Annotated in this window: 12 protein-coding genes; 9 read left to right on the top strand and 3 right to left on the bottom strand. The window is 72.8% G+C overall.

Annotation, left to right across the window (positions count from 1 at the left end; all coding sequences use genetic code 11):
- Positions 1 to 2 precede the first annotated feature (2 nt).
- Entirely contained in the window at positions 3 to 1,085 is a 1,083-nt protein-coding gene (locus tag ACMXN5_RS06225) for a slipin family protein (protein ID WP_439674390.1), read from the bottom strand.
- A gap of 241 nt (positions 1,086 to 1,326) precedes the next feature.
- Here ACMXN5_RS06225 and ACMXN5_RS06220 point away from each other — a divergent pair, with 241 nt between their 5' ends.
- From ACMXN5_RS06220 to ACMXN5_RS06210, 3 genes are read left to right on the top strand one after another with little or no spacing between them, the layout of a single operon-like run.
- Complete coding sequence (locus ACMXN5_RS06220; RefSeq protein ID WP_201261004.1) at positions 1,327 to 2,187, top strand: AAA family ATPase; 861 nt, start codon at positions 1,327 to 1,329, stop codon at positions 2,185 to 2,187.
- A 6-nt stretch (positions 2,188 to 2,193) separates the two neighbouring features.
- Positions 2,194 to 3,615: a vWA domain-containing protein gene (locus tag ACMXN5_RS06215; protein WP_439674389.1), complete on the top strand. Its 1,422-nt coding sequence runs from the start codon at positions 2,194 to 2,196 to the stop codon at positions 3,613 to 3,615.
- Positions 3,616 to 3,619: 4 nt separating this feature from the next.
- Entirely contained in the window at positions 3,620 to 4,282 is a 663-nt protein-coding gene (locus ACMXN5_RS06210; RefSeq protein WP_439674388.1) for a class I SAM-dependent methyltransferase, read from the top strand.
- Here ACMXN5_RS06210 and ACMXN5_RS06205 read toward each other — a convergent pair whose 3' ends face one another.
- Positions 4,283 to 4,750: a YbaK/EbsC family protein gene (locus ACMXN5_RS06205; protein ID WP_379998478.1), complete on the bottom strand. Its 468-nt coding sequence runs from the start codon at positions 4,748 to 4,750 to the stop codon at positions 4,283 to 4,285. It lies immediately after the preceding gene.
- A gap of 99 nt (positions 4,751 to 4,849) precedes the next feature.
- Here ACMXN5_RS06205 and ACMXN5_RS06200 point away from each other — a divergent pair, with 99 nt between their 5' ends.
- The 4 genes from ACMXN5_RS06200 to ACMXN5_RS06185 all read left to right on the top strand — a co-directional run bounded on the left by ACMXN5_RS06200 (position 4,850) and on the right by ACMXN5_RS06185 (position 9,131).
- Positions 4,850 to 5,404, top strand: coding sequence for an NADPH-dependent FMN reductase (locus ACMXN5_RS06200; RefSeq protein WP_439674387.1), 555 nt, complete (start codon positions 4,850 to 4,852; stop codon positions 5,402 to 5,404).
- A gap of 110 nt (positions 5,405 to 5,514) precedes the next feature.
- Positions 5,515 to 6,840: an endonuclease/exonuclease/phosphatase family protein gene (locus tag ACMXN5_RS06195; protein WP_439674386.1), complete on the top strand. Its 1,326-nt coding sequence runs from the start codon at positions 5,515 to 5,517 to the stop codon at positions 6,838 to 6,840.
- A gap of 125 nt (positions 6,841 to 6,965) precedes the next feature.
- On the top strand, positions 6,966 to 8,393 hold the full coding sequence (locus tag ACMXN5_RS06190) for an MFS transporter (protein WP_439674385.1): 1,428 nt from the start codon (positions 6,966 to 6,968) through the stop codon (positions 8,391 to 8,393).
- Between the two features lie 9 nt (positions 8,394 to 8,402).
- Complete coding sequence (locus ACMXN5_RS06185) at positions 8,403 to 9,131, top strand: SMI1/KNR4 family protein (protein WP_439674384.1); 729 nt, start codon at positions 8,403 to 8,405, stop codon at positions 9,129 to 9,131.
- A gap of 55 nt (positions 9,132 to 9,186) precedes the next feature.
- Here the strand turns inward: ACMXN5_RS06185 and ACMXN5_RS06180 are convergent, their stop codons facing one another.
- The gene (locus tag ACMXN5_RS06180; RefSeq protein WP_439674383.1) at positions 9,187 to 11,049 is read right to left on the bottom strand and encodes an LVIVD repeat-containing protein; all 1,863 of its coding nucleotides are present in this window, start codon (positions 11,047 to 11,049) and stop codon (positions 9,187 to 9,189) included.
- Positions 11,050 to 11,459: 410 nt separating this feature from the next.
- Here ACMXN5_RS06180 and ACMXN5_RS06175 point away from each other — a divergent pair, with 410 nt between their 5' ends.
- The gene (locus ACMXN5_RS06175; protein ID WP_439674382.1) at positions 11,460 to 12,407 is read left to right on the top strand and encodes a LysR substrate-binding domain-containing protein; all 948 of its coding nucleotides are present in this window, start codon (positions 11,460 to 11,462) and stop codon (positions 12,405 to 12,407) included.
- A gap of 101 nt (positions 12,408 to 12,508) precedes the next feature.
- Positions 12,509 to 13,387, top strand: coding sequence for an AAA family ATPase (locus ACMXN5_RS06170; protein WP_439674381.1), 879 nt, complete (start codon positions 12,509 to 12,511; stop codon positions 13,385 to 13,387).
- The last annotated feature ends 31 nt before the right edge of the window (positions 13,388 to 13,418 follow it).

Below are 13,418 nucleotides of genomic sequence, written 5' to 3'. Positions count from 1 at the left end.
GGTCAGCCGTGGTCGGAGGGTGGAAACCCCTCATCTTGCCGGGGCTTTACCGGCGGCGCGGCAGGCGGCACGATCGGCGGCGCGGCCGGCACCGGCGGAACCCGGGGCGCGGGCGGCATCGGCGGTACGGCCGACACCACCGCCGTCACCGGTCGATCCTCGTCCCCCAGTGCCGACGCCGAGGCCGCGACCGCCGCGGCCCGCTCGTCCGCGGACCCCTCCTCGCCCCTGCTCTCGCCCCCGTCCGCGACCCGCGCCGCCGCCTGCGCGACCGCCTTCACCGCGGCCCGCGCCACCGCCGGATCGCGCGGCTCCGGCCCACCCCCGCCGTTCGGGAAGTTCTCGAAGAAGCGCAACATCTCCACCGGGAACGGCATCACCAGCGTCGAGTTCTTCTCCGCGGCCACCTCGACCACCGTCTGCAGCAGCCGCAGTTGCAGCGCGGCCGGCGACTGGGACATCTCGTCGGCCGCCGCCGCGAGCTTCTTGGACGCCTGGAACTCGCCGTCGGCGGTGATGATCCGCGAGCGCCGCTCACGCTCCGCCTCGGCCTGGCGCGACATCGACCGCTTCATCGACTCGGGCAGCTGTACGTCCTTGAGCTCGACCCGGTCGATCTCCACACCCCAGCCCACCGCCGGGCTGTCGATCATCAGGGCGAGGCCCCGGTGCAGTTCCTCGCGGTTGGAGAGCAGGTCGTCCAGATCGCTCTTGCCGATGATCGAGCGCAGCGAGGTCTGCGCCACCTGCTCGATCGCGAACACGTGGTTCTGCACCTCGACGATCGCCCGCGCGGGGTCGTGCACCCGGAAGTAGACGACCGCGTCCACCCGCACCGTCACGTTGTCCCGGGTGATGCCCTCTTGAGCCGGGATGGGCATCGTGATGATCTGGATGTTGACCTTCCGCATCCGGTCGAAGAACGGCACGATCACGTGGAATCCGGGCTGGCGGACCCGCTGCCTGACCCGGCCGAGCCGGAACACCACCCCACGTTCGTACTGCTGTACCACGCGTGCGCCCTTGGCCACCACGATCAGCATGGCGACCACGATCCCGATGACGAAACCCACCGCGATGTCCATGTCTCGATGCTAGGAACCCGAGGCCGCACATGGACCGGGGAACTCCCTACGGACGGTGTGATCGGCGTCAAGAATCGGTCATGTGACGCCACGTCAGCCAAGCCGGAGGGCGTGGTGGAGCCGACCCGGCCCCGCTCGTATCCTGCCGACCGGCCCCTCTTGTAACTTGAGGGGGCGGCCGGCGCCGGATCCGGCACACCGGCCGGCCGCGATCGCCCGCGAGGAGTGCACCACGATGACGATGTTCGCCTCGCCCGAGGACGCCCGCACCCGGCTCGGCGCGGTCGACTACCTGACCGACCCCGGCATCGCCACCGCCGTCTTCCTGGCCGACGCGCTGGGCAAACCGCTGCTGATCGAGGGACCGGCGGGGGTGGGCAAGACCGAGTTGGCCAAGGCGGTCGCGGCGGCCACGTCCTCGGCGCTGATCCGACTCCAGTGCTACGAGGGCCTGGACGAGTCCCGGGCGCTGTACGAGTGGGACTACCGCAAACAACTCCTGCGCATCCAGGCCGGGGTGGACGGCTGGGACGAGGCGCGCGCCGGCATCTTCGCCGAGGAGTTCCTGCTCGCCCGCCCGCTGCTCACCGCGATCCGCCGGGACGAGCCCACCGTGCTGCTGATCGACGAGACCGACAAGGCCGACGTCGAGGTCGAGGGGCTGCTCCTGGAGGTGCTGTCCGACTTCCAGGTCACCATCCCCGAACTGGGCACCATCACCGCCTCGCAGCGCCCGTTCGTGGTGCTCACCTCCAACGCCACCCGCGAGCTGAGCGAGGCGCTGAAGCGCCGCTGCCTCTACCTCTACATCGACTACCCGACGCCGGAGCGCGAGCGGGACATCGTGCTCACCCGGGTGCCCGGGATCCGCGCGCACCTGGCCGAACAGGTGGTCCGCACCGTCGCCTCGCTGCGCGCCCTCGAACTCAAGAAGGCGCCGTCCATCGCGGAGAGCCTGGACTGGGCGCACACGCTGCTCGCCCTCGAGGCCGACGACCTGGACGAGGAGACCATCGCGCGCACCCTCGGAGTCGTGCTCAAGCACGTCGCCGACCACACGCGGGCCGCGAAGGAACTCGGCCTGCCCGGCCTCGGCGGCTGACCGCCGATGTCGCTCCTGGATCGACACACCGGGTTCGTCCGGGCGCTGCGGCACGGCGGGTTGCCGGTGTCGCTCGCCGAAGGGCTCGACGCCGCGCGCGCATTGACCGTGCTCGACCTCGCCGACCGCGAGACGCTGCGCGCCGCCTACGCCGCGTCGCTGGTCAAACGCCACACCCATCGGCCGGTCTTCGACACTCTCTTCGAGCTGTGGTTCCCGCTCGGGGAGAGCCCGAAGGGCCCGGAAAGCCCGGAGTGGACGCCGGAACCACCGGCGGAGGCGCCGGCCGACAGCGCCCCCGCCCCGGATGCCCCCGCTTTGGACACCGACGCCGCCGATGCCGAGGCATTCCGCGACCGGCTGCGGGAACTCCTGCTCACCGACGACGAGATCGCGCTGCGCGCGCTGGCCCGCGAGGCGGTCGGCCGGTTCGCCGGCTTCGAGGGCGCGTCGGGCTACTCGTGGTCCGCACAGCTGGTCGGCCGGGCGCTCGACCCCAAGACGCTGATGGCCGGCCTGCTGCGCGCGGTACTGGGCGGGCAACTCCCCGGCGGGGTTGCCGAACGCAACGCCCGGCGGATGATCCAGGCCCGGGTGGGCCGGCTGAACGCACACATCCTGGCCGACGTACGCCGCCGCCTCGCCGAGGAACGCGGCATCGAACGAGTCGCCGAGACGGCGGTGCGGCCGGCCGTGGAGAACCTGGACATCCTGCGCGCGAGCCGAGCCGACCTGGTGGCGCTGCGCCGCGAGGTGCAACCCCTCGCGCAGCGCCTGGCCACCCGACTGACCGTCCGGCAACGCGCGGGCCGCAGCGGCCGATTGGACTTTCGCCGGACGGTGCGCGCGTCGTTGTCCACCGGCGGCGTGCCGCTGACCACCCGGCATCGGCCGCGCCGACCGCACAAGCCCGAGTTGGTGGTGCTGTGCGACGCCAGCGAATCGGTCGCCTCGTTCGCCCACTTCACCCTGCTGCTCGCCTACGCACTGCGCGAACAGTTCGCCCGGGTACGGGTGTTCGCGTTCATCGACACGCTGGACGAGGTGACCCGGTTCTTCGAACGGCCCGGCGGCGACGTGGGCGAGGCGATGCGCCGGCTGACCGCCGAGGCGAACCTGGTGCGGCTGAGCGGACACAGCGACTACGGACACGCCTTCAAGGTCTTCGTCGAGCACTACGGCGACGTGATCGGCCCCAAGACCTCCCTGCTGATCCTGGGCGACGCCCGCAACAACTACCAGGACCCGGCCCTGTCCGCCCTGGTGGCGATGGTCACCCCGGCCCGCCACGCCTGGTGGCTCAACCCGGAGCCCGAGCGCGACTGGGACACCGGAGACTCGATCGCCGGCGTGTACGCCCGACACATCCCCCTGATCGAGTGCCGCAACCTGGCCCAATTGGGCCGATTTGTAGGGGAGTTGGCCTGACCACATGGATGCGCACCGGATCGCCGTGGAGTTTTGGGACGACGCCTACGCGGACGGGATGTACGCCGACGCCGGGCCCGACGCGTTCGTGGCGCGGATCCTGGAGGTGGCGGCGCCCGGGGTCTCCGGGGTGGAGATCGGGTGTGGCAACGGGCGGAACCTGATTCCGCTGCGGCGCGGTGGGCTGGAACTGGTCGGGGTCGACCCGTCCCGGATCGCGCTGGAGCAACTGGCGCTGCGGGAGCCGGGAGTGCCGTTGGTGCACGGCACCCAGGACGATCTGCCGCCTGGGCGGCGATACGACGTCGTGGTCGGGATTCAGGTGCATCAGCACGGCACCCGCGCCGCCGCCCGGGACATGGTGCGCGGTTCGCTGGAACGGGTGGCCCCCGGCGGCCTGTTCGCGCTGCGCACCGCCTCGGCCGAGACCGAGGCGGTCGAGGCGCACGAGGTCTTGGACGAACACCCCGACGGGGGGCGGACCTTCCGCTACCTGGAGGGCTTCAAGGCGGGCCTCGTCGTGCACTACTACGGCCGCGCCGAACTGGAGGCGCTGTTGGCCGACTTCGAGCCGGTCCTGCCCCTGCGCGCCGAATACAGCCCACGACTGGACCCGCCGGCGGGCCGCTGGGCCCATTGGGAGACGATCGTGCGCCGGCCCCGCTGATCACGCTTCGACGTCCGCCGCCTGCCCGCCCGTCATCCGCAGCAGCTCCGCGTACGTCGTCGGATACATGTGGTTGTGGTCGCCCGCACCGGCCCAGACCACCTCGTGCTTGTCCAACCACGTGTCGATCAGCGTGCGGATCGGCTGCGGATGACCCACCGGGGCCACCCCGCCGACCTCTTGGCCGGTAGCCGCGAGGACGAACTCCGGGTCGGCGCGCCGCACCTTGCGCACGCCCAACAGCCGGGCCACCACGCGGGTGTCGACCCGGTGCGCTCCGCTGGTGACCACCAGGAGCGGTCGGCCGTCGGCGGAAAAGATCAGGCTGTTGGCGATCGCGCCCACCTCGCAGCCCAGTACCTCCGCGGCCGCCGCCGCGGTCGGCACCGTCTCGGCGAAGGCGCGGATCCCACCCGTGGCGCCGAGCGCGCGCAGCGCCTCGGCGACGTTCTCGACCGGCGTGTTCATGGGGCGAGGTTAATACCGGCGCGCCGCGACTGCGGCACCGATACCGGCGACCCGTCGGCGTCGGGCGGCGAAGTGCGCGCGGTGCTACCTTGACCGGCCATGACAGCGAATCGTCGGGTGCTCGTGATCAGTGGGTCGCTTCGTGCGGAGTCCACCAACTCCGCGGTGGTGCGGACCGCTTCCGTGGTCGCACCGGAGGGGGTCGACGCCGTCGTCTTTCCCGGCCTCGCCGAGCTGCCGCACTTCAACCCCGACGACGACCACGAGCCGTTGCCGCAGGCCGTCGTCGCGCTGCGCGCCGCGATCGAGGGCGCCGACGCGGTGCTGTTCTCCACGCCCGAGTACGCCGGCGCGTTGCCCGGCTCGTTCAAGAACCTGCTCGACTGGACCGTCGGCGGCGTCGAGACCAGCGACAAGCCGGTCGGCTGGATCAACGCCTCGACCAACCCCGGCGGCGCGGTCAAGGCGCACGAGTCGCTGCGCACGGTGCTCGGGTACACCGGGGCCGACGTGATCGAAGCGGCCTGCGTACGCCTGGGCGTGGCCCGCGACGGGATCGACCCCGAGGGCCTGATCGCCGACCCCGAGGTGCGCCAGGGCATCGCCGCCGTGCTGACCGTACTCGCCGAGGCGGCCCGACTCACCCGGGCCTGAACGCACCGTCGACGGATCGTCGGGAGTCCCCTCCCGAGCGGGATTCGCCGCTCTATGCGCTGGGCCTGGGCCTGGTCCTGGGCGACGCCGCCGGGCGAATACGCGCCGAGGTGCGGTGGGCGCCGGCCTGGAGCATGGTCGGCTTCTTCGCCCTGACCTTCCTGCACTACGCCCGCTACGACATCGAGATCGGCGTCCTGGCCCGCGGCCGGGTGCTGCTCCTGGGCGTGGCGGCGATCGCGGTCGTCGCGGGCACGGCGGCGCTCCGCGACCTGCGCGCGCCCACACCGGCCGAGCCCGAGACCCCACCCGCCCCGGCCCGCGCCCAAGCCCAAAGCCGAACCCCACCTCAACCCCATACCCGAGCCCGCGGGCGCACCGTCGCACACGCCACCGGCTCGAACGGCCCCCGATCCGACGTCCCACTCGGCGCCCGCACCCGCACCGGCCGCTCGCCGCAACGCCCCGGCCGCAAACCCGGCACCCGCCCCGGCGCCAAGTCCACCCCCAAGTCCACGGCCGCCCGCGCCGCCGGCCGCCCCGGCGTACCCGCCCCACCCGGCACGACCACCCGCAAGGCGGACCGCGTCGCACCCCCGCCCGCCCCGTCCGAGCGGGCCGAACGCCTGCACCTCCCGCTCGCCCTCGCCACCGTGTTCCCGGTGCTGCTCGCGCTCGCCGCCTTCGGCCTGCGCGCGGGCCCGGGCTCGGCACCCGTGCCGGACGCGGGGGCCGGAACGCTGCGGGTGGTCACGTACAACATCCGGATGGGCTACGGCATCGACGGACGGTTCGACCCGGATCGCACGGCCGACACGATCCGGGCGCTGCGCCCCGACGTGCTGCTGCTCAACGAGGTGGACCGGGCCTGGTTCCTCAACGGCGGCCACGATGTACTGACCCTGCTCGCCCGGCGGCTCGACCTGCCCTACCGGTTCGCGCCCGCCGCCGACCCGCAGTGGGGCGACGCGGTGCTCACCCGCAAGCCGATCCGGCACCTGGAGTCGATTCGGCTCCCGGCCGGCGGCGCCCCCACCGGCGCTCAGGCGCTGGGCGTGGTGGTCGAGGCGGCGCCCGGCAAGCGGCTCGGGTTCGTGGCCACCCACCTCCAGGACGCGGACGACGAGGTGCCGCAGCGGCAGGCGGACCGTGCCGCCGCGTTCGCGACCGGCCTGGCCGAGCGTGAGGCGGTGCCGGTGACCGTACTCGGCGACCTGAACGCCGCCGTGGACAGCCCGCAGGTGCGGGCGTTCACCGCGCGCGGGCTGGTGGACGGCCTGGCCCGGGTACGGCCGCTGCGCACCTATCCCGCGGACCGGCCCCGGCGCGAGATCGACCAGGTGCTCGTCGACGCGAGACTGCGGGTGCTCGCCGTGGAGGCACCGCCGTCGAGGGCCGCCGATCACCTGCCCGTCGCGGTGACGCTGGGCTACTGACCCGCGCCCCGGGCGACCGGGGTCACCCGGGCGGGCGCCTTGGCTCCGGGGGATGTGGGCATCGTCCCTCGGATGGTCGCCGACGGGGCGGCCGTGCGGGAGCGGCCGAGAAGGGGCGTGGGAGCGTGACGCACGATGCGCCCGACCCGCATCGGTGGCAGGCGCTCGGGGTCTGTCTGATCGCGGGGTTCATCACCCTGCTCGACGTGTCGATCGTCAACGTCGCACTGCCGTCGATCCGGGCGGGCCTGGGCGCCTCGGAGAGCGACGTGCAGTGGGTGCTGTCCGGCTACGCGTTGACCTTCGGCCTGGTCCTGGTGCCCGCCGGTCGGATCGGCGACGCGCGCGGGCGCCGGATGATGTTCATGACCGGCCTGGCCCTGTTCACCGCCGCGAGCGCGCTGTGCGGCGCCGCGCAGACGTCGTTGTGGCTGGTGCTGGCCCGACTGCTCCAGGGCATTGCGGGCGGCATCCTCACCCCGCAGGTGTCCGCGCTCATCCAGCAGATGTTCGCCGGCCACGAACGCGGCCGCGCGTTCGGCATGTTCGGCACCGTGATCGGCATCTCCACCGCGGTCGGCCCGCTCCTGGGCGGGCTGATCATCAAGGCGGCCGGCGCCGAGGAGGGCTGGCGCTGGGTGTTCTACGTCAACCTCCCGATCGGCGTGCTGGCCCTCGTCCTGGCCCGGCGGCTGCTGCCGGGACCGGACCACGCGAACCGGGCCTACCTGCGCGACCTCGACCCGGTCGGGGTGCTCCTGCTCGGCTCCGGTGTGTTGCTGTTGCTGCTGCCGCTGGTCGAGGAACGCCAGTGGCAGGGTTCGACCAAGTGGCTCCTGATCCCGATCGCGGCGGTGTTCCTGGCGGTCTTCGTGCGCTGGGAGATCCACCAGACCCGGGTCGGCCGCAACCCGGTGGTCGACCTGGCCCTGTTCCGGGTCCGGTCGTACACGCTCGGGTTGTTGGTGATGTTGTTCTACTTCGCCGGATTCACCTCGATCTTCTTCGTCTTCACCCTCTACCTCCAGTCCGGCCTCGGCTACAGCGCGCTGCTCGCCGGGCTTGCGATCACTCCGTTCGCGGTCGGCTCCGCGGTCGGCGCATCGATCGGCGGGCACCTGGTGAACCGGTACGGGCTCGCGCTGGTGACCGGCGGGCTGCTGATGGTCGCGGTCGGCCTCGGCGGGGCGATCGTGGGGGTGTACGAGGTGCCCGGGCGCGACATCGGCTGGATCCTGGTGGCGCCGCTGGCGTTCGCGGGGGTGGGCAGCGGGCTGGTGATCTCGCCCAACCAGACGCTGACCCTGGCCCGGGTGCCGCCGGCGCAGGGCGGCAGCGCGGGCGGGGTGTTGCAGACCGGGCAGCGGATCGGCTCGGCGATGGGCATCGCGGCGGTCGGCTCGATCTTCTTCTCCCGACTGGCCGCCGACCGGGGCCGGGACTGGGCCGGGCCGCTGCGGCACGGCCTGGTGGTGTCGGTGGCGTTCGTGCTCGCCGCGTTCGTCGTCGCGGTGGTGGATCTGCACCGGGGACGGGTGCCCGAGACCCGGTAGCGTCCGGCCATGACCTTCGACATCCACGCGGCACTGCCCGCCGCGCTCGCCGATCGGGCCGGGGCCTGGGGGTTCGTTCGTGCCTTTGCCGCCGATCGGTCCCGGGCGATCGGGCCCGCCGACGGGTACACCCCGGCGGAACTGGACGCGAGCGCGGCGCGACTGGGCGTCCCGCTGCCGGCCGCGCTCCGCGAGCTGTACGAACTCCTGGGCCGGCGGGCGGACCTGACGAGCAATCACGACGTGCTGCTGCCGCCCGACAAGCTCTACGTGGAGGACGGCCTGCTGGTCTTCCGCGAGGAGAACCAGGGCGTGGCGTGGTGGGGCGTGCGGCCGGACGGCGACGACCCCGAGGTGCTGGTGGGTTTCAGCACGGCCGAGCCGGTCGAGGAGCCGTGGAGCGCCTGGCTGCACCGGTTCTCGCTCGCGGCCGTGGAGATCGTGCTGTCCGAGACGCTGCTGTTCGACGACGACCTGGTCGAGGCGGTCGAGCTCGACGCGGACGACCTCGACCTGCTCCCCGAGACGATGCGGGAGTTGGCCTTCCCGGGCTACCCCGAGAGCGAGTCGGCCGGGAACCGGATCCGCTGGTTCGCCGGTCACGACCTGCTCGGCCGGCACGACGGCACGATGATCGTCTTCCGCGCCCGCACCGAGGACGATCTGGAGACCTTCTTCGACGCGGTCTGCGGCCCGGACGAGGACGACGAGGACGAGCCCGACGCTCGCGCCGGGTGAGCCGGTCGGCCGCCCGGCGTCCCGAGGTGCGGACGCCGGGCGGCCGAACCGTCGCTCAGGAACCGCTGTTGCGGAACGGCTCCTTCGGCCGGCCCAGGTTCGGCTTGCCCAGCACGTCCTTCGCGGACAGCGCGTAGATGCCGTGATTGGTCAGCACCCACACCACGTTGCGGTCCCACTCGACGTAGACGCCGTGCGTCTGGTTGCCCATCGCCCACTCCGGGAACGTGCCGTCCTCGGTCGGCCAGTCCCGGGTCTTGGTGCCGAACGCCTTGGGCACGAAGTACGCCTCGATCTCCGGCCGGGCGGGGTTCTTCACGTCGAAGACCTGGGCGCCCGCGTTGTAGAAGCCGTACACGAGGGTGCCGTCGTCGTGCCGGCCCGGGTTGGTGTAGTAGCCGGTGCGCTTGGGTCCGAAGCTGCCCCGGCGCTGGCAATAGTCGGTGATCCCGGCCGACTTCGGCGGGGTCGGACGCGGCAGTTGCCCGACGATCCGGGGGTTGGCCGGGTCCCGTGCGTCGATCTGGTAGATCGGCTTGTAGGGCTCGTAGCAGTCCTCGGTCAGCGGATAGCCGGAGACGTAGATCATCCCGGTGCGCTGGAACTGCGAGACGTCGATGTTGTCGCCCTCGGTGCCCGCTACCGACGGTGGCAGGTCCACATGCCCCACCTGGCGCATCCGGGCCGGGTCGGAGATGTCCAGGACGGTCATGCCCAGACCGCCCTGCACGGCGAAGCCGTATCGCCCGCCGCGCTCCACCGGCGTGGGCACGAACAGCGACATCCGCGCGCCCAGCCAGCTGGTCCGGTTCCCGCAGCGCGGGTTGCGCGCGTACGCCTCGTCCTCGCCGGTGACCTGTCCGGGCAGGTGCCAGGTGTCCAGCAGCCTCGGCGCGCCCGGGTCGGACATGTCGTAGGACTGGTAGCCGGCCGAGTGCAGGTTGGTCGGGTACTCGGTATTGGCGTACGTGTCGTTCGGCGCGACCGCGATGAACATGTACCTGCCGCCGTCCCAGTACGGTACGTCCAGCGAACCGGAGCCCTGCTGCGGGCGGTTCGGGTCGCTGTGCAGCGGGTCCGGCTGGGTCGAGTCGGTGCTGACGGTCGAGATCAGCTGCCAATCGGCCTTGCGGGGACCGTTCAGGCGATACACCTTGAAACCCTTGAGACCGGGCTTGGCACGCAACTTCGCCACGCCCTCGGGGTTGCCGTACTTGTCCTTGCCCGGCTCGTCGCCGAGTTCGGTGATCTGCCGCTTGTCCTCGAAGGACTGCACCATCACGTAGGCGCGCAGCCGGTCGTTCCACTGGATCGTGGACGCGCCCCAGTAATCCCCGGACGCCCAGGTCCCGTTGGCCTTCGACTCGTCGCCGCCGACCTCCTCCCGGGACATCTTCTCCACCACCGTGACGTGCTTGACGTCGGTGATGTCGTAGACGCGGCCCTCGGAGCGGTCGTACTGGAACATGTAGCGGCGGCCGTCGAAGTCGACGATGTTCTGCCAGGTGTGGAAGAAGTCCGGGGTGAAGTCGTAGCCCTCGTAGGCTGCTTCGACGGTCATGTTCTTCACGTACTGCCGGCTGTCGTAGTCGGCGCGGCGGCCCGGGAAGGGGTGCGGGTTCTCCTCGTCGAGCGGGGTCGACGCCGGGGCCAGGAACGAGCCGTCGAGCTGCATGCCGTACGCGTTCGGATCGGCCGCCTGCGGGCGACGCTCCTGGCAGACGAACGGGATGTTCGGATCGGTGCCGGCGGCGCCCGCGGCGGTCGCGGTGCGGGGCGGGGAGCCGGCGGCGGGGGAGCCGGCGCGTGGGGCGCCCGCGTAGGTGCCGGCGGTGAGGGCCACCAGGGCGGCCACCGCCAGTGCGCTGGATCTGCCGTATCTGCCGGTGCCGTTGCGGAGGAGGGGAGTGCGGCGCATCTGACGAACCTTCCGACCGGGACGATGACGGGGAAGTACACGACCGGCGGCGACGGCGCCGGGCGGGGACGCGGCACGCGCCTTCGCGGGGCACGACACGAACGGAATCCCCGATCGTGCCGTCGACCCGTGACCTCCTCGCCGGCGACTCGTACATCCGGCGAGGGGCACATTCGGCGAGTGGGCCGACCCGGCGGCTCCGGAAGCTCCGATGCCGCCGCGCGTCGATCCGCCCGGGGCCGCTCGCGCGCTCGTGCGGCCACGGCGGCGGCTCGTCAAGAAGCCGTCGCCACGTGCATGATGGCTGCGCCGGTGCATGTCCATCCAATGCCGATCCGGCGCCATGGCATCACCAAACAGGTATGCGTCCTGTCGGGGGGACGCAGCACCGAACCGGTACGGGAGCCCGCGTGGACCTGCTCGACGGACGGCTGAAGTTTCGCCACCTGACCCTGATCACGGCGATCGCCGAGCACGGGGGAGTCAGCCGCGCGGCCGAGGCGTTGCACCTGACCCAGCCCGCCGCCACCCGCACGCTGCGCGAGCTGGAGACGATGGTCGGCGTGCCGCTGTTCGAGCGGGGCCCGCACGGGATGAGCGCGACCCTGTACGGCACCGCCCTGGTCGCACACGCGCGAGCGATCCTGGCCGAGGTGCGGCGCGCCGGCGACCACCTCGCGAGCCTGCGCGAGGGCCAGACCGGCACGGTCGTCGTCGGCACCCTGCTCGCCGGGACCAGCGTGCTGCTGCCGCGCGCGGTGTCCGCGCTCAAGCGGGAGCGGCCCGGGATCACCGTGATCGTCCGCGAGGCCACCCACGACGTACTGCACCCGCAGCTGCTCGCCGGCGAGATCGACGTCGTGGTGGGCCGGTTGGGACCGGCCGCGGACGGCGGACGGGTCCGGCGCACCGCGCTGTACCGCGAGCCGATCCGGCTGGTGGTCCGCCGCGGCCACCCGCTCCTGGACAGCGCGCGCGAGCTGGCCGACACGATCGCGCACCCGTGGATCCTGCCGCTCGAGCAGACGGCGCTGCGCAGCGAGTTGGCCCAGCTGTTCCTGCGCAACGGGCTGGCCCTGCCGGCCGACCGGGTGGAGTGCACCTCGATCCTGACCGTACGCGCGCTGCTGCTCGGCACCGACATGATCGCGGCACTGCCCGAACTCGTGGTCACCGGCGACGACCGCCTCGCGGTATTGCCGGTGCCGCTGGAGTCGGTGCGCCGCACGGTGGGCACCACGCTCCTCGCGGACCGGCCGCCGACCCCCGCCGTGGGCGCCTTCCTCGCCTGCATCGGCGAGGAGGCGGCGGCGTTGCGGGCCGCGCTGGGCGAGGAGGCGGCGCTCGATCCGGACTGACGCGCCCGCCCCGTACCACCGCGCGCCCTGTTCAAGCGGTTGCGCCCGGGAGCACCATGCCACCTCGACGACCGCGCGGGACCGCGCCCAGGGGGGCCATCGTGCCGAACGATCCGCTCAGCCTCACCTCGCATCCACAACTGCTGCTCGTGCTCAACGGCCCCCGAGGGGTCGGCAAGCGCACGGTGGCCGCCGCCGTCGCCCGGCACCTGCGCGGCGCCACGGTGTTCGACCCCGACGCGGTGGGGGCGCCGGACCCGGTGGGCATCCCCCACACGGCGGGCGCGCCGGGCATACACGCGGGCGCCGCCGACGACGAGCACCGGTCGCCCAAGACCAACCACCGCACTCCCGACCCGGCCCGTACCTCGGTCACCGCCGACCACCTCACGCCGACCGACAAGCACATGCGCACCAACCACCACGCCGGGCCCACGAACGACCTCGAGCACCGCGCGCCCGCCCGGTGGCGGGTCCTGGTCGCGGATGCCGCCGAGGCGCTGCGCAGGCGCCGGCCCGGGCCGATCCTGATGCCCGCCACCCTCCTCGACCGCACGCACTGCGAGCACCTGCTCGATCTGCTGGTGGCCCGCGGCTTCGATGTCCGACACGTCACGCTGCACCTGGACCACCGCGACCGCCGGGCCCGGATCGGCGACGACGAGGCGACGGCGTCCGGCCGTGCCGCCCGCCGCGCGCGGCTCGGCCACGAGCGGCGCTACGAGCGGGCCAGGCCCTGGCTGCACACGGCGACGCTGGTCGTGGACACCACCGCCGGCTCGCCGGACACCATCGCGGTCGGCCTCGCCGAGGCGGCGCTGAACGGATCGTTGCCGGTACACCGACCCGGTGCGGATCGGCCCGACTCCGCCCCGACCCGGATCGACCGGCCCGCGCCCGCGGGGGTGTACCGGGCCGGCGTCCGCAACCCCCCGCTCCGGGTCGGCCGCACCCCGGACGGCCGACGCCGCAAGGGATAGCCCGCGCGGCCCCACCACAGGAGACGGCCCC

It is taken from the genome of Embleya australiensis (genome assembly GCF_051903075.1).
Taxonomy (GTDB): Bacteria; Actinomycetota; Actinomycetes; order Streptomycetales; family Streptomycetaceae; genus Embleya.
This window is presented reverse-complemented; position numbering and strand designations above follow the sequence as displayed.